This is a genomic window from Streptomyces sp. NPDC059454, from assembly GCF_042749965.1.
Lineage (GTDB): Bacteria > Actinomycetota > Actinomycetes > Streptomycetales > Streptomycetaceae > Streptomyces.
The window spans coordinates 44,370-60,431 of the sequence record NZ_JBHYVC010000044.1 but is presented as its reverse complement, the minus strand read 5'-3'; the positions used below and the strand labels follow the sequence as shown (position 1 = coordinate 60,431).

Here is a 16,062-nt window from a genome sequence, read left to right as displayed (position 1 = left end):
GTTCCCGGTGACCGCCGGGAACTGCGCCACGGCGCGCTCGCGTTGACCCGACGCCCGACCGACGGCACGGAGAGCAGAACCCTTCCCGGTTCCCCCGCACCGGAACCGCACACCCCCGCCGTTCCCTCCGTCCTGTGACGTGTGGCACGATGCTGGCCACCCCCACCGGCACAGCCCTCACAGGAGACACTCCTAGTGCAGCCTTCCGCCGTCCCGGAGCTCGCCCACACGCACACCCGGCCCATCCACTGGGTCGCCACCGCCACGGCCGTCGCCGGTGTCGTGGCCCTTTCCCCGGCCCTGGGGCCCGACGCCGCCACCGCGGCCCCGACGCCCGGACCGCAGACGAAGAGCGCCCCGGCGCACACCGCCCCGCCCGACCCCGCGGCCGCCGAGTTCCCCCTCGACTGCGGCCCGGTGAAGCTCGTGGTGAAGAAGAAGGCCTCCGGCGACCTCGACGGCGACGGCCGCCCGGAGACGGTGGCCGTGGTCCACTGCGACACCCCGATGGGGACCCCGCCCGACGGCGTGTACGTCCTCACCCGGGCCGCGGGCAGCGCCGGACCGCGCGTGGTCGCCACCCTCGTCGACCCCGAGGACCGCACCAACGTCGGTGACTTCGCCGTACGTGACGGCGAGGTCACCGCCGAAATCTTCGGCTACTCCTCCGCCGACGTGCCCAGTTGCTGCCCCGATGTGCGCGAGAACGTGAAGTGGCGGTGGGAGGACGGTGCGTTCGTGCGGTCCGCCCCGTCCGGTGCCAGGAGTGTGTGACCCGTGCGCGGGCGTGCCGCGGGGTGCGCGCCCCGGTGTGTGAGGAATCGGACAGGCGTGACGCGCCGTATCGAATCGATCACCCGGCGTCCGGCCCGTACACCTCGACGCCGTCCGAAACCCGACGGACGTGGATGCACTCGCCCGGACACTCCTTCGCCGAGTCGACCACGTCCGTGAGGAGCGGCAGCGGCACGGGCGTTGTCGCCCCCTTGTCCTGCAACAACTCGTCCTGCGGGCTCTTCACATAGGCCAGACCGTCGATGTCCAGCTCGAACACCTCGGGCGCGTACTGGGCGCAGATGCCGTCGCCGGTACACAGGTCCTGGTCGATCCAGACCTCCAGGGCCTCGCCGCCGACTCCGGCCTCCTGCTGCACGCTCATCTCTCCTGCCGTTTCCTGCGTCGAGCCGAACGGGAATCCGGCCAGCTCCGACGGGTGTTGAACACTTCGACCCTACCTTCGCCTGGGTTCCAATCATCTTCGGTGGGTATTCCCCTGGCGTGAGGGAGAGCGCAAGGGTGAAGATCGGACACACCCCGACCGTCTTTGTGATCTAGGGGTTTCAATCGACACCCGCCCAGGTAGGGTCTGGAAGCGTCCAGCTCCCCTTGGAGGAGGTGAGGACCGTGGCAGCCCACGACGACGACATGAACCGCGGCATCCGCCCAGGACGCGGGTCCGACGACCCGGCCGGGCAGATTGCCTACCTTGAGCAGGAGATCGCCGTCCTGCGACGCAAGCTCGCCGACTCTCCGCGACACACGAGGATTCTCGAAGAGCGGATCGTCGAGCTGCAGACCAACCTGGCCGGCGTGTCCGCCCAGAACGAACGACTCGCCGGCACGCTCCGTGAGGCCCGCGACCAGATCGTGGCCCTCAAGGAGGAGGTCGACCGGCTCGCACAGCCCCCGGCCGGCTTCGGGGTCTTCCTCACGGCGAACGAGGACGGCACGGCCGACATCTTCACCGGCGGCCGCAAACTGCGGGTGAACGTCAGCCCCGGCGTCGAGCTCGACGAGCTCCGGCGCGGCCAGGAAGTGATGCTCAACGAAGCGCTCAACGTGGTCGAGGCCATGCAGTTCGAGCGCGTCGGCGACATCGTCACCCTCAAGGAGATCCTCGAGGACGGCGAGCGGGCCCTGGTGCTCGGGCACACCGACGAGGAGCGGGTGGTGCGGCTCGCCGAGCCGCTGCTGGACGTCACCATCCGCCCCGGCGACGCCCTGCTCATGGAACCCCGCTCCGGATACGTCTACGAGGTCGTCCCCAAGAGCGAGGTCGAGGAGCTCGTCCTCGAGGAAGTCCCCGACATCGGCTACGAGCAGATCGGCGGCCTCGGCGGCCAGATCGAGGCCATCCGCGACGCGGTCGAGCTGCCGTACCTCTACCCGGACCTGTTCAAGGAGCACGAACTGCGGCCGCCCAAGGGCGTGCTGCTCTACGGGCCCCCCGGATGCGGCAAGACGCTCATCGCCAAGGCCGTGGCCAACTCGCTGGCCAAGAAGGTCGCCGAGGTCACCGGCCAGGCCGCCGGCAAGAGCTTCTTCCTCAACATCAAGGGCCCCGAGCTGCTGAACAAGTACGTCGGCGAGACCGAGCGGCAGATCCGCCTGGTCTTCCAGCGGGCCCGGGAGAAGGCCAGCGAGGGCACCCCCGTCATCGTCTTCTTCGACGAGATGGAATCCCTCTTCCGCACCCGCGGCTCCGGCGTCAGCTCGGACGTGGAGAACACCATCGTCCCGCAGCTGCTCGCCGAGATCGACGGCGTGGAAGGCCTGCAGAACGTGGTCGTGATCGGCGCCTCCAACCGCGAGGACATGATCGACCCCGCCATCCTGCGGCCCGGCCGGCTGGACGTGAAGATCAAGATCGAGCGTCCGGACGCCGAGGCTGCCCAGGACATCTTCGGCAAGTACCTCACCGAGCGCCTCCCGCTGCACGGCGACGACCTCACCGAGCACGGCGGCGACAAGTCCATGACGGTCCAGAGCATGATCCAGACCGCCGTGGAACAGATGTACGCCGAATCCGAGGAGAACCGCTTCCTGGAAGTCACCTACGCCAACGGCGACAAGGAAGTCCTCTACTTCAAGGACTTCAATTCCGGCGCCATGATCGAGAACATCGTGGGCCGCGCCAAGAAGATGGCGATCAAGGACTTCCTGGAGAAGAACCAGAAGGGCCTCCGCGTCTCCCACCTGCTCCAGGCCTGTGTGGACGAGTTCAAGGAGAACGAGGACCTGCCCAACACCACCAATCCGGACGACTGGGCCCGCATCTCCGGAAAGAAGGGCGAGCGGATCGTCTACATCCGTACGCTCATCACCGGAAAGCAGGGCGCGGACACCGGACGCTCCATCGACACGGTGGCGAACACCGGTCAGTACCTGTAAAAGCCAGGGCGGCTGCGGGTGCCCTCGACGGGTACTCGCAGCCGACTGCTTTTCGGGCCACGGCTGGAGCACAGCAATGACGCAAATGATCTCCCCACCAGTGCAAAGGCGTTCTAGGCTCTTCCGTACCGCCGAGTCGCGCAGTGCGGGGACGGGCACCGCACACGCACCGGAGCGCCGGCGTTACAGCGGCGCCCCCGACCGGGGACGCCGCCGGGCAAGGAGGGCCGCATGACCGTACGGCGAGTAATGGGCATCGAGACGGAGTACGGCATCTCCGTCCCCGGCCACCCCAACGCCAATGCCATGCTCACCTCGTCCCAGATCGTGAACGCCTACGCGGCCGCGATGCACCGGGCCCGCCGGGCGCGCTGGGACTTCGAGGAGGAGAACCCGCTGCGGGACGCGCGAGGCTTCGACCTCGCCCGTGAGGCCGCCGACGCCAGCCAGCTCACCGACGAGGACATCGGCCTGGCCAACGTCATCCTCACCAACGGCGCGCGGCTCTACGTGGACCACGCCCATCCGGAGTACAGCGCCCCCGAGGTCACCAACCCGCGCGACGCCGTGCTCTGGGACAAGGCCGGCGAGCGGATCATGGCCGAGGCGGCGGAACGGGCCGGCCAGCTTCCCGGCGCCCAGCCGATCCACCTGTACAAGAACAACACCGACAACAAGGGCGCGTCCTACGGCACGCACGAGAACTACCTGATGAAGCGGGAGACCCCCTTCTCGGACATCGTGCGCCACCTGACGCCGTTCTTCGTCTCCCGCCAGGTCTTCACCGGCGCCGGCCGTGTCGGCATCGGCCAGGACGGCCACGAGCACGGCTTCCAGCTCAGCCAGCGCGCGGACTACTTCGAGGTCGAGGTGGGCCTGGAGACGACCCTGAAGCGCCCGATCATCAACACCCGGGACGAGCCGCACGCCGACGCGGAGAAGTACCGGCGACTGCATGTGATCATCGGCGACGCGAACCTGTCCGAGATCTCGACGTACCTGAAACTGGGGACGACGGCGCTGGTCCTGTCCATGATCGAGGACGGGTTCATCGCGGTGGACCTGGCGGTCGACCAGCCGGTGCGGACGCTGCACCAGGTCTCGCACGATCCGACGCTCAAGCGGCTCGTCACGCTGCGCAGCGGTCGCACACTGACCGCGGTGCAGCTCCAGATGGAGTACTTCGAGCTGGCTCGTAAGTACGTGGAGGAACGCTTCGGGGCCGATGCCGACGAGCAGACCAAGGACGTCCTCGCGCGCTGGGAGGACACGCTCACGCGGCTGGAGAACGACCCGATGAGCCTGGCCGGCGAGCTCGACTGGGTCGCCAAACGGGAGCTCATGGAGGGCTACCGGCGCAGGGACGGCCTGGACTGGGACGCGGCCCGGCTGCACCTGGTGGACCTGCAGTACGCCGACGTACGCCCCGAGAAGGGCCTGTACAACCGTCTGGTGGCCCGGGGGCGGATGAAGCGGCTGCTGGACGAGGGAGAGGTCGAGCGGGCCCGCGTGAAGCCTCCGGAGGACACCCGTGCGTACTTCCGCGGGCGCTGTCTGGAGCAGTACGCGGACGACGTCGCGGCGGCCTCCTGGGACTCGGTGATCTTCGATCTTCCGGGCCGGGACTCGCTGCAGCGGGTCCCAACCCTGGAACCGCTTCGCGGAACGCGTAATCACGTCAAGGAGCTCCTGGACCGCTGCCGTACGGCAGAAGACCTGGTCAGGGTGTTGTCAGGGAACTGAGCGGGTACCGGGGACACCCGGGAGGAGCCGGCCGGACAGGGTGGAAAACGCCGGGTCCGGGAATCATCGAGGTGGTCCCCGTAGGTTGGAGCAACTACGGGGGCATTGTCGGACCCGGCTTGTAGGGTCTGATCTTGACCGAGCAAGTGTGTCGGGCGAACCGAGCGGGGTGAGGGTGATGGCGACCAAGGACACCGGCGGCGGACAGCAGAAGGCCACCCGGTCCACCGAGGAGGTCGAGGAGCAGGCGGCGGAGACGCAGGCTTCGGAGGACCTCAAGGAGCGGCAGGAAAAGCTGAGCGAGGACGTGGACGACGTCCTGGACGAGATCGACGACGTACTCGAGGCTAACGCCGAGGATTTCGTGAGGTCTTTCGTGCAAAAGGGTGGACAGTGAAGGCTTGCAGGTCGCCTCACCTTTGAATTGAAAGGTGCCGGGGGTGGGAGTGGCTGACGAGTCGAACGCGAAGCAGTGCAGGAAGTGCAAGCGAGAGCTGCCCGTAGCTGCATTCGCGCGCGACAGGAATCGGCGTGATGGCCTTCAGGTGCATTGTCGGGAGTGCGTGGCGGAGTACAGTGCCGCGCACTCCCGGCGGCGCCGGGAAGCCATGGGAATGTCGGTGCGCGAGAAGGTGGATGTCCCCGCGGGACGCAAGCTTTGTCGGACGTGTGGCGAGGTGAAGCCGCATAGTGAGTGGCATCGCAATGCGACTGCGTCCGATGGTCTGTCGACACGCTGCAAGGCATGTCGAGCGGTGCGGGGACGGCAAGACCATCTCAAGCGCGAGTACGGCCTCACTGAGGCCGAGCGCGATGAGTCGACTGCTTCCCAAGCGGGCGTCTGTTGCGCATGTCTGTCAGCTCCCCCGCAGCATGTGGATCACTGCCATGAGACGGGTAGGGTCCGTGGCGTACTGTGCTTCAGCTGCAACGCGGCGCTGGGGCAGTTCAAGGATCGGCCCGATGCCATAAGGCGGGCTGCCGCATACGTGGAAGGAATCGCGTGGAAGCCAACACTCGTAGCACCGGGCGTCTGCCGGCTGCCTTCCTGACGCCGGGCTCTTCCTCCTTCATGGACTTCCTCTCCGAGCACCAGCCGGAACTGCTGCCGGGCAAGAGGTCGTTGCCGCCCGTGCAGGGCGTGATCGAGGCGCCGCACGGCACGACGATCGTGGCCGTGACGTTCCCGGGTGGCGTGGTTCTCGCCGGTGACCGGCGGGCCACCATGGGGAACGTCATCGCGCAGCGGGACATCGAGAAGGTGTTCCCGGCCGACGAGTACTCGGCGGTGGGGATCGCCGGTACGGCCGGTCTCGCCGTGGAGATGGTGAAGCTGTTCCAGCTGGAGCTGGAGCACTTCGAGAAGGTCGAGGGCGCGCAGCTGTCGCTGGAGGGCAAGGCGAACCGGCTGTCGACGATGATCCGGTCGAATCTGGGCATGGCGATGCAGGGGCTGGCCGTGGTTCCGCTGTTCGCCGGGTACGACGTGGACCGGGAGAAAGGGCGGATCTTCTCCTACGACGTCACGGGCGGGCGTTCGGAGGAGCAGGGGTACGCCGCGACGGGTTCCGGGTCGATCTTCGCGCGCGGTGCGATGAAGAAGCTGTTCCGGGGCGACCTGAGTGAGGCCGAGGCCACCACGCTGGTGGTGCAGGCGCTGTACGACGCGGCAGACGACGACTCGGCGACCGGTGGTCCCGATGTCGCCCGCCGGATCTACCCGATCGTCACCGTGATCACCGACGACGGCTTCCGCCGGCTCACCGAGGACGAGGCGTCCGACATCGCCCGTTCGGTGCTGGAGCGGCGGCTGGAGCAGCCGGACGGCCCGCGGGCCGCGCTGCTGTAGGCCGCGCGGCGGGTTGTTCGGTTGTTTCAGGTGGTCCAGTGACTTCGACAGAAAGGGACGGATAACCGGTGTCGACGCCGTTCTATGTCTCACCCCAGCAGGCGATGGCGGACCGGGCGGAGTACGCCCGCAAGGGCATCGCCCGTGGTCGCAGCCTTGTTGTGCTGCAGTATGCCGACGGGATCGTGTTCGTCGGTGAGAACCCGTCCCGTGCGCTGCACAAGTTCAGCGAGATCTACGACCGGATCGGGTTCGCCGCGGCCGGTAAGTACAACGAGTACGAGAATCTGCGGATCGGGGGCGTGCGGTACGCCGATCTGCGGGGTTACACCTACGACCGGGACGATGTGACGGCCCGGGGCCTGGCGAACGTGTACGCGCAGACGCTGGGGACGATCTTCTCGAGTGTGGGGGAGAAGCCGTACGAGGTGGAGCTGGTGGTGGCCGAGGTCGGGGAGACCCCGGAGTACGACCAGATCTACCGGTTGCCGCACGACGGTTCCATCGTGGACGAGCACGGCTCGGTGGCGGTGGGGGGCAACGCGGAGCAGATCAGCGGGTACCTGGACCAGCGGCACCGGGACGGGATGACGCTGGCGGAGGCGCTGGAGCTGGCGGTGCAGTCGCTGTCCCGCGACACCAACGGCAGTGAGCGGGAGATTCCCGCGGAGCGGCTGGAGGTGGCGGTGCTGGACCGTACGCGCCCGCAGAAGCGGAAGTTCAGGCGGATCGGGGGGCGTCAGTTGTCCCGTCTGCTGGAAGCGGGCGGTGCGGAGACGGCCTCCGAGGCGGAGGCCGAGACGGACTCCGGCGGAGACGTCGAGTAGTGGGGGCGCGCGTCTGACGCCTGCGGCGCAGCGTTCGCTCCGGTGGGGGTGCGCGTAGCGCCTGTGGCCGGTGGGTGGGTCGGGGCCGTGTCGGGGGTGTCCGTCCTCGGACCGGCGCGGATCACGTTCCTCGGAGGGGTGCGGGGTGCGGACGCGCCGGCCGCTGCGGGCGGCCACCCCCGCCCCGTCCCCTTCCCGCCGTGTGCGGCTGCCTGCCGCCGCACTCGTAGGCTGCCGCCCCTGCTCACCGCGGACCGCCCCCGCCCTCCGCGGGCAGTCGTGCCGCTGGGGCGGCACGGGTGGGCGCGACGGCACCCCGTGGGCGCCGGGCTGCGCAGACACCCCCCCGGCCCGCACCAACGCGGGGCGCCCCACACGGTGCCGGGCAGCGCACCCCCCGCTCGGCACCGACGCAGAGGGCCGCCGCAGCCGTCAGTGGGGCGCCGGGGCGGTGGACCCCCGTACCACCAGCTCGACCGGGATGTCGCCCGCGACGGGGACGCGGCCCTCCAGGACCGCCAGCAACGCCTCCATCCCCCGCTCGCCGAAAAGCTCCGCATCCAACCGCACCGTGGTCAGCTCCGGATCGATCGCGCTCGCGAGAGCCAGATCGTCCAGACCGGTGACGGACAGGTCCTCGGGAACACGCAATCCCAGACGCCGCGCGGCCTTGTACGTGCCGGCCGCCAGATGGTCGTCGTCGCAGACCACGGCGGTGGGGCGGTCCGGCGCCGATCCGCGGAGCGCGGCCTCCGCCGACACCTGCGCCCCCTTGATCGAGATCGGCGTCCGTGCCGTACGCAGCGACGCCCCCGGAACCTCCCGCAGCCGCGCCGCCAGTTCCCGCGCACGCACCTCGAAGGTCCAGGACGCCACGTCCGCCGCCAGGTGGAGGAAGCGGCGGTGGCCCAGTGCCAGGAGGTGGTCCGTGACCTGGCGGACACCGTCGGCGATGTCGAGGTTGACCGTGGCCGCGCCCACACTGCCCTCGGGGTCGCTGTCCAGCATCACCAGCGGCAGCTGGTCGCCGCGGATCGCGGTGAGGGCCTCCGCGGCCATGGAGGAGGCGATGACGCCGTCCAGGGCCGCCTGCGCGGAGGCGAAGGGGTCGCGGGCGGGGCCGATGCCCTCGGGGGAGGGGTACAGGACCACGCCGAAGCCGTGCCGGGAGGCCACCCGGGCGGCCCCGGTGTAGACGCCGGCGAAGAACTCCGTGGTGAGGGCGGGGACGACCAGGAGGACCGTACGGGTGCGGCCCAGCCGGAGGTTGCGGGCGGCCAGGTTGGGGCGGTAGCCCAAGGCGCGTGCGGTCTCGCGGACGCGCTCCGCCGTGGCCTCGGACACCCGGCCGCGCCACTTGTCGCCGAGGACCAGGGAGACCGCGGCCTGCGAGACGCCGGCGGCCCGGGCGACGTCCCGGCTCGTGGGGCGGGTGCCTGCTCGGGGCATCGTCGGCCGCTCCTTCGTCTGGACTGGTGAACAGCGGACATGGTACGTATGGAGCACTTAGTTATACGTAAAACTTCCAGTGAAGGGGCCCGTATGGCCACGGGATACCTGGAGATCCTCCGGGCACGGCACGCCACCCGGCTGCTCGTGGGCACGCTCGTGGGACGGCTGCCCAACGCGACCGCAGCCATCGCGATCGTGCTGTTCGTGCGCGCGGAGGGCGGTACGTACAGCCTGGCCGGTGCCCTGGCGGCGGTGTACGGCGTCGCCAACGCCGTGGGACAGCCGGTGCTGGGGCGGCTGGTGGATCTGCGCGGGCAGCCGCGGGTGCAGTTGCCGGCCGCCGTGCTGTCGGCGCTGGCGATGGCGTTGTTCGCCTTCGTGGGGACCGGGTCGCTCGCGGTGGCCTACGGAGCGGTGGCCGCCGCGGGACTCTTCACGCCGCCCCTGGAGGGCGGGCTGCGCGCCCTGTGGTCGTCCGTGCTGCCCAGGGAGGATCACGTCCACCGGGCGTACGCCATGGACGCCGTGGCCCAGGAGGTCATGTTCACCGTCGGACCGTTGCTGGTGACGGTGTGCGCCTCGCTCTGGTCGGCGCAGGCCGCGTTGCTCGTACTGAACGTCATCGGTGTGCTGGGCGCCCTCTCCGTGGTCGTCTCGCCGCCCTCGCGGGCCTGGCGGTCGGCGCCGCGCGAGGCGCACTGGCTGGGCGCGCTGCGCTCGCCGGGGCTGCTCGCGCTGCTGGGTGCCTTCCTGGCCGTGGGGATGGCGCTGGGGTCCATCACCGTGGCGGCCCTGACGTACGCGGACGAGCACGGTGGTGACCATGTGTACGGCTGGCTGATGGCGGGGATCGGACTGGGTGCCCTGATCGGCGGCATGGCGTACGGGGCGCGGCAGTGGGCCGGTGAGCCCGCGCGGCGACTGCGGGTGCTGGTGGCCCTTCTGGCGGTGTGTTACCTGCCGCTGATGCTGCTGCCGGGCGTGGTGGCCATGACGTTGCTCACCGTGGTCGCCGGTCTCTTCCTCGCCCCGGCCATCGCCTGCGCCTTCGTGCTGGTCGACCGGCACGCGCCGCGCGGCACGGTCACGGAGGCGTTCTCCTGGCTGGTGACCACCTTCACCGTCGGCGCGTCGGTCGGAACGGGCCTCACCGGCCCGGTCGTCGAGGCGGGCGGGGCGCTGTGGGGGTTCGCCGTGCCGGGGGTCGCGGGTGGTGTGTCCTTGCTGGTTTTGGTCGCCACAGGGCGGGTACTGGCAGTTCCCGCCGGGAGAGCGGTGGTTGCGGCCCGTTCGGAAAATGATCCAAATCGTGCCGTCGAACCTCGTTTCAGCTCGGGGGATCGGGCGTAATGTTCCCTCATGGACCGCCGCATTTTCGGGCTGGAGAACGAGTACGGCGTCACGTGCACGTTCAGGGGACAGCGCCGCCTGTCGCCTGACGAGGTGGCGCGGTACCTCTTCCGCCGTGTCGTGTCATGGGGCCGAAGCAGCAATGTCTTTCTGCGGAACGGCGCCCGCCTCTACCTCGACGTGGGATCACATCCGGAATACGCAACGCCGGAATGTGACAACGTGACCGAACTGGTCACCCACGACAAGGCCGGCGAGCGCATTCTCGAAGGACTCCTGGTGGACGCCGAACGACGCCTGCACGAGGAGGGAATCGCGGGCGACGTCTACCTCTTCAAGAACAACACCGACTCCGCCGGCAACTCCTACGGCTGCCACGAGAATTATCTGGTGGCCCGGCACGGGGAGTTCTCGCGGCTCGCGGACATCCTCATTCCGTTCCTGGTGACAAGGCAGCTGCTCTGCGGCGCCGGCAAGGTGCTGCAGACGCCGCGCGGTGCCGTGTACTGCGTCAGCCAGCGGGCCGAGCACATCTGGGAGGGCGTCTCCTCGGCGACGACCCGCTCGCGGCCCATCATCAACACGCGTGACGAGCCGCACGCGGACGCCGAGCGCTACCGCCGGCTGCACGTCATCGTGGGTGACTCGAACATGTCCGAGACGACCATGCTGCTCAAGGTCGGCGCCACCGACCTGGTGCTGCGCATGATCGAGGCGGGCACCGTGATGCGCGACCTCACCCTGGAGAACCCGATCCGGGCGATCCGCGAGGTCAGCCACGACATCACCGGACGCAGGAAGGTGCGCCTGGCCAGCGGCCGGGAGGCCTCCGCGCTGGAGGTGCAGCGCGAGTACTACGAGAAGGCGGTGGACTTCTGCGAGCGCCGCGGCATCCGCACCGGCACCGTCGAGCAGGTGTTGGAGCTATGGGGCCGTACGCTGGATTCGATCGAGGCCGAGGACCTCGACCGGATCGGCACCGAGATCGACTGGGTCATGAAGTACAAGCTCCTCGAGCGGTACCGGGCCAAGCACAACATGACGATGTCGCACCCGAGGGTCGCGCAGATAGACCTCGCCTACCACGACATCCACCGCCGGCGGGGCCTGTACTACCTGCTGGAGAAAAAGGGACAAGCGGCCCGGATCTGCAACGATTTGAAGATCTTCGAGGGCAAGTCCGTTCCGCCGCAGACCACTCGGGCCCGGCTGCGGGGCGACTTCATCCGGCGGGCCCAGGAACAGCGCCGCGACTTCACCGTCGACTGGGTGCACCTCAAGCTCAACGACCAGGCCCAACGCACGGTGTTGTGCAAGGACCCGTTCCGCTCGGTGGACGAACGGGTGGAGAAGCTGATCGCCGGAATGTGAGAGACGCGTTCCGCCAGGGGGTCTCAAAATTCCCGGAACGTCACACGGGCGCCGTACGTTACACCGTGCGGCGCCCTTCTCACGCCGTAGAGTTGCGCGGACGCCATCCACAAGATCGACGATTACGAGGCCCCCACCGTGCGCCGACGCTCACTTCTCATTGCCGTTCCCGCCGGACTGGCCACCCTCGCCGCGTGCGGGGACGACAAGTCCGACTCGGGCAAGGCCAGCGACAGCGCCTCGCCCTCGGCGCCCCAGACGTCCGCGGCACCGGCGCCGAAGATCGTCGACGGACCGCTGCCGGCGATCACGGCGGGCACGAAGTTCGGGGAGAAGCCGACGGTCGCCAAGGGAAGCGGCGACCCCTCCAAGGACCTCGCGGTCAAGACGGTCATCGCGGGCGGCGGCAAGACGGTCGCGGAGAACGACTTCGTCGTGGCCCACTACCTGGGCCAGGTGTGGAGCACCGCGAAGGTGTTCGACAACTCCTACGACCGCAAGAGCCCGCTGGCCATCCAGCTCGCCCAGGGCAGCATCATCGACGGCTGGCGGTACGCGCTGACCGGCAAGAAGACCGGCAGCCGCGTCCAGATGGCCGTCCCGCCCACCTGGGGGTACGGCAAGCAGGGCAACGAGCAGGCCGGCATCAAGGGCACCGACACGCTGGTGTTCGTGGTCGATGTGCAGGACACGTTCAACGCCAAGAGCTCCGCCAAGGGCGCCGAGGTGGCCCAGGACAACACCGACCTGCCCAAGGTCGGCACCAACAGCGACGGCAAGGCCCCCTCCATCGAGGTGCCCGGCGCGGACGCCCCGAAGAAGCTCGTGTCGAGCTACGTCATCGAGGGCGACGGCGAGGAGGTCGGCGCCGAGAACAGCGTCCTCGTGCAGTACAAGGGCGTGCTGTGGGACGGCGGCAAGGAGTTCGACTCCACGTACGGCCGGGGTCAGCTGACGTCGTTCTCGCTGCAGCAGGTCGTCAAGGGCTGGGCGCAGGGGCTGACCGGCAAGAAGGTCGGCAGCCGGGTCCTCATCGTCATCCCGCCGGAGCTGGGCTACGGCGACAACCCGCCGCAGGGCAGCGAGATCAAGAAGGACTCCACGCTGGTCTTCTCGGTCGACATCCTCGCGAAGCTGTGACGCCGTGAGGATGTAAGACTGTGCGTGTTCGCCTTTCCGCAGACAAGCAGGAGCGTTAGACGTGAGCATCGACAAGCCCGAGATCGACTTCCCGGGCGGCGAGCCCCCGGCGGACCTCGAGATCAAGGACATCTGGGAGGGCGACGGCGAGGTGGCGCAGGCGGGCCAGACCGTCACCGTGCACTACGTCGGTGTCGCTTTCAGCACGGGCGAGGAGTTCGACGCCAGCTGGAACCGTGGCACCCCGTTCCGCTTCCCGCTGGGCGGCGGCCGGGTCATCAAGGGCTGGGACCAGGGCGTGCAGGGCATGAAGGTCGGCGGCCGCCGTCAGCTGACCATCCCCGCCCACCTCGCCTACGGCAACCAGAGCCCCACCCCGGCGATCAAGCCCGGTGAGACCCTGATCTTCGTGGTCGACCTGCTCGGCGTCTGATCCGACCGGAGTCGATCATCCGTGGCCCATGCCTGTCCGGGCGTGGGCCCTCGGCTTTTGCCGCGCCACCTCGGGGCGGTACGGTCATCGCTCGTAAGCACCATAGGGAGGCGAAGCGGGTCGATGGCCATTGCCAAGGCCGAGCGGCTGATGAATCTGGCGCTGTGTCTGCTCGGGACCCGGCGGCCGCTCAGCAAGCGTGAGCTGCGCGAGTCCATCGAGGCGTACCTCGAGGCGGGCTCGGACGACTCCTTCAACCGCATGTTCGAGCGCGACAAGGACGATCTGCGCGAGCTCGGGCTGGTCATCGAGACCGTGGAGAACCTCGACGGCGAGGTCGGTTATCTGGCCCGCCGCGACAGCAACCGGCTGCCGCCCATCACCCTCGACGCCGAGGAGGCCGCCGCCCTCGGGCTCGCCGCCAAGGTGTGGCAGCAGGCCCGGCTCGCCGGGGCGGCCAGCGGCGCCCTGCAGAAGCTGCGCGCGGCCGGCCTGCCCGAGGACGTCGACCCGTACGGCGCCCACGGCGCGCTGGAGCCCCGCATCCCCGTGCACGAGGCCGCGTTCGAGCCGTTGATGCTGGCCTGCCGCGACCGCCGTCCGGTCGTCTTCGACTACCGCAAGGCCAACGCCGCCCAGCCCGGTCAGCGGCACGTCGAACCGTGGGCGCTGGAGTGCTGGCGCGGCCACTGGTACCTGGCCGGCTGGGACCGCGACCGGGGCGCCGAGCGGGTCTTCCGGCTCTCCCGGATCACCGGGAAGGTGCGCTCGCGCAGCGGCCGGTTCACCGTCCCGGTGCCGGACGTCGTCACCGTGCGGGAGACCGTGGCGAGCTGGGCCGGGGAGAGCGCCGACCGCTCGGCGCGGATCCGGCTGCGCTCCGCCGCCGGTTACCCCCTTCGGGCGAAGGCCACCGTGGTGCGGGAACTCGGCGACGGATGGGACGAGTTGGAGATTCCGTACGGGCACGGCCTGGACGCCTGGCTGGTGGAGTTCGGACCGGACGTGGTGGTCCTGGCCCCCGCGGAGCTGCGGGCCGACGTGATGGACCGGCTGCGTGCCGTGGCCAAGGGCTGAGGGGGAGCGGACAAGAACGTGGCAGGCAAACCGGTCAGGCCCGTGAACGCCATCGACCAGACCCGGCGGATGCTCTCCCTGGTGACGTATCTGCGGGAGCGCCCCGGCGCCCGGATCGAGGACGTGGCGCGCGCCTTCGGCATCACCGAGGACGAGCTGGTCTCCGACCTCGACGTACTGCCCATGTGCGGCACCAGCTTCCGCGGCGGCGATCTGCTGGACATCGACACCGACGGCGAGCGCATCTGGTGGCACAACCCGGCCGCCCTCGGCGCGGAGGCCGCCGAGCCGCTGCGGCTCGCCGCCGACGAGGCCACCGCGCTGCTGGTCGCCGCCCGTGCCGTGGCCACGCTGCCCGGGCTGCGCGAGGGCGACCGGCAGGCGCTGCTGCGGGCCACCGCGAAGGTGGAGACCGCGGCCGGCGAGGCGGCCGGCGCCAGTTCCCGGCTCTCGGTGACCTTCGAGTCCGAGGGCGGTGTCTTCGCGGACGTCGACCGGGCCATCGCCGAGCGCCGCAGACTGTGGATCCGCTACTACTCGCCCGCGCGCGACGAGGTCACCGAGCGCGAGATCGACCCCATCCGCCTGGTCAGCGTCGGGCACACGTATGTCGAGGCGTGGTGCCGGCGCTCCGAGGCGCGCCGCACCTTCCGGCTCGACCGGGTCGCCGAGATCAAGATCCTCGACGAGCCGTCCGCGCCGCCCGAGGTCGAGCTGCGGGACCTGTCGCAGGCGCTGGTGCAGCCGGCGGCCGAGGACCCCGAGGTCGTGGTCGAGGTCGGACCGGGCGGCCGCTGGGTCGCCGAGTACTACCCGCACGACAGCGCGGACGAGCTTCCCGACGGCGGGCTGCGCATCACCCTGCGCACGCCCGACCCGGCCTCGCTCAGACGGCTGGCCCTGCGGCTCGGCCGCGACGGCCGCATCGTCGAGCCGCACGCGCTGGCCGACAGCGCCCGGCAGGCGGCCCGCGAGGCGCTCGCGGCGTACGACGGGGTCGAGGCGGCCGGATGAGCGGGGCCGCACCCGATGCGGGACGGGCAGCCGGGGCGGGACGGACAGGACGACAGGCAGGAGCGAGGGCTTTGAGCGAGTCGGCGACGTCCGGTGCGCGGACCATGACGGCGGCGTCCGCGTTCGCGGGGATGAGGAGCGTGGCCCCGGTGATGTTCCGGGCGGGCTGCCCGGACTGCCGGGAGCGCTTCGAGCTCGCCGCGAGCGCGCTGCGTCTGGCCATCGGCGCCAGCAGCCGCACCACCTTCTACTCCTTCACCTGCCCCGAGTGCGGGGCGGCTGTCCGCAAGCCGGCGGGGGAGCGGATCGTGGAGCTGCTGACCGGCGGCGGGGTCCGGACGCTGCGGCTGCACTCGACCGTCTAGGCTCACCCTCATGTTCTGGCCGATGTTCGCGGTTGCCGTGGGGTTCCTGGGTCTGCTGGTGCTCGGAGTGCTCGCCGTCCGGGTCTTCGTCGAGGCGGAACGGCTCGGCAGGCAGGTCACGGACTCGGCGCGGCGGATCAGCCGTGCCGCGGAGGACCTGGAGCGGGCGGCGGCGAGTACGGCGCGGTCTGCCGAGGCCCTCTGAAGGGTTTGGGTACCGCACCCTTCGACGGGCCGGCGCACGGTCGGGTGCGCCATGTGTGGGGAGGG

At 69.8% G+C, this 16,062-nt stretch carries 17 protein-coding genes; 15 read left to right on the top strand and 2 right to left on the bottom strand.

Annotated features, from left to right (window positions below):
- Window positions 1-195: 195 nt before the first annotated feature.
- On the top strand, window positions 196-774 hold the full coding sequence (locus ACFXAE_RS25770) for a hypothetical protein (protein ID WP_384718917.1): 579 nt from the start codon (window positions 196-198) through the stop codon (window positions 772-774).
- A 79-nt stretch (window positions 775-853) separates the two neighbouring features.
- Here ACFXAE_RS25770 and ACFXAE_RS25765 read toward each other — a convergent pair whose 3' ends face one another.
- On the bottom strand, window positions 854-1,159 hold the full coding sequence (locus tag ACFXAE_RS25765; protein ID WP_384718915.1) for a ferredoxin: 306 nt from the start codon (window positions 1,157-1,159) through the stop codon (window positions 854-856).
- A gap of 245 nt (window positions 1,160-1,404) precedes the next feature.
- Here ACFXAE_RS25765 and arc point away from each other — a divergent pair, with 245 nt between their 5' ends.
- From arc to prcA, 6 genes are all read left to right on the top strand, one after another.
- The gene (gene arc, locus ACFXAE_RS25760) at window positions 1,405-3,171 is read left to right on the top strand and encodes a proteasome ATPase (protein WP_384718913.1); all 1,767 of its coding nucleotides are present in this window, start codon (window positions 1,405-1,407) and stop codon (window positions 3,169-3,171) included.
- A gap of 231 nt (window positions 3,172-3,402) precedes the next feature.
- Entirely contained in the window at window positions 3,403-4,914 is a 1,512-nt protein-coding gene (gene dop, locus ACFXAE_RS25755; RefSeq protein ID WP_384718911.1) for a depupylase/deamidase Dop, read from the top strand.
- A gap of 178 nt (window positions 4,915-5,092) precedes the next feature.
- Window positions 5,093-5,311 carry a ubiquitin-like protein Pup gene (locus tag ACFXAE_RS25750; RefSeq protein ID WP_037932349.1) on the top strand — a complete coding sequence of 73 codons (219 nt, stop codon included), beginning with the start codon at window positions 5,093-5,095 and terminating at the stop codon, window positions 5,309-5,311.
- Between the two features lie 49 nt (window positions 5,312-5,360).
- On the top strand, window positions 5,361-5,966 hold the full coding sequence (locus ACFXAE_RS25745) for an endonuclease VII domain-containing protein (protein ID WP_384718908.1): 606 nt from the start codon (window positions 5,361-5,363) through the stop codon (window positions 5,964-5,966).
- The gene (gene prcB, locus ACFXAE_RS25740; protein WP_384718906.1) at window positions 5,918-6,763 is read left to right on the top strand and encodes a proteasome subunit beta; all 846 of its coding nucleotides are present in this window, start codon (window positions 5,918-5,920) and stop codon (window positions 6,761-6,763) included. The genes ACFXAE_RS25745 and prcB overlap by 49 nt, the downstream gene beginning before the upstream one ends.
- A 68-nt stretch (window positions 6,764-6,831) precedes the next feature.
- Window positions 6,832-7,590: a proteasome subunit alpha gene (gene prcA / locus ACFXAE_RS25735; RefSeq protein ID WP_384718904.1), complete on the top strand. Its 759-nt coding sequence runs from the start codon at window positions 6,832-6,834 to the stop codon at window positions 7,588-7,590.
- A 432-nt stretch (window positions 7,591-8,022) separates the two neighbouring features.
- Here prcA and ACFXAE_RS25730 read toward each other — a convergent pair whose 3' ends face one another.
- The gene (locus tag ACFXAE_RS25730; RefSeq protein ID WP_384718902.1) at window positions 8,023-9,039 is read right to left on the bottom strand and encodes a LacI family DNA-binding transcriptional regulator; all 1,017 of its coding nucleotides are present in this window, start codon (window positions 9,037-9,039) and stop codon (window positions 8,023-8,025) included.
- Between the two features lie 93 nt (window positions 9,040-9,132).
- On the opposite strand from ACFXAE_RS25730, the gene ACFXAE_RS25725 reads away from it, so the two are divergent.
- The 8 genes from ACFXAE_RS25725 (at window position 9,133) to ACFXAE_RS25690 (ending at window position 15,997) form a co-directional block, all read left to right on the top strand.
- On the top strand, window positions 9,133-10,392 hold the full coding sequence (locus ACFXAE_RS25725) for an MFS transporter (protein ID WP_384718900.1): 1,260 nt from the start codon (window positions 9,133-9,135) through the stop codon (window positions 10,390-10,392).
- A 9-nt stretch (window positions 10,393-10,401) separates the two neighbouring features.
- Window positions 10,402-11,763: a Pup--protein ligase gene (gene pafA, locus ACFXAE_RS25720; protein WP_384718898.1), complete on the top strand. Its 1,362-nt coding sequence runs from the start codon at window positions 10,402-10,404 to the stop codon at window positions 11,761-11,763.
- A gap of 138 nt (window positions 11,764-11,901) precedes the next feature.
- The gene (locus ACFXAE_RS25715; protein ID WP_384718896.1) at window positions 11,902-12,903 is read left to right on the top strand and encodes an FKBP-type peptidyl-prolyl cis-trans isomerase; all 1,002 of its coding nucleotides are present in this window, start codon (window positions 11,902-11,904) and stop codon (window positions 12,901-12,903) included.
- Between the two features lie 61 nt (window positions 12,904-12,964).
- The gene (locus tag ACFXAE_RS25710; protein WP_030835713.1) at window positions 12,965-13,336 is read left to right on the top strand and encodes an FKBP-type peptidyl-prolyl cis-trans isomerase; all 372 of its coding nucleotides are present in this window, start codon (window positions 12,965-12,967) and stop codon (window positions 13,334-13,336) included.
- Window positions 13,337-13,459: 123 nt separating this feature from the next.
- On the top strand, window positions 13,460-14,413 hold the full coding sequence (locus ACFXAE_RS25705; RefSeq protein ID WP_384718894.1) for a helix-turn-helix transcriptional regulator: 954 nt from the start codon (window positions 13,460-13,462) through the stop codon (window positions 14,411-14,413).
- Window positions 14,414-14,431: 18 nt separating this feature from the next.
- Complete coding sequence (locus ACFXAE_RS25700) at window positions 14,432-15,427, top strand: helix-turn-helix transcriptional regulator (protein ID WP_384718892.1); 996 nt, start codon at window positions 14,432-14,434, stop codon at window positions 15,425-15,427.
- Window positions 15,428-15,498: 71 nt separating this feature from the next.
- Entirely contained in the window at window positions 15,499-15,792 is a 294-nt protein-coding gene (locus ACFXAE_RS25695; protein WP_030835703.1) for a hypothetical protein, read from the top strand.
- A gap of 10 nt (window positions 15,793-15,802) precedes the next feature.
- On the top strand, window positions 15,803-15,997 hold the full coding sequence (locus ACFXAE_RS25690; protein WP_361748125.1) for a hypothetical protein: 195 nt from the start codon (window positions 15,803-15,805) through the stop codon (window positions 15,995-15,997).
- Window positions 15,998-16,062: the final 65 nt, after the last annotated feature.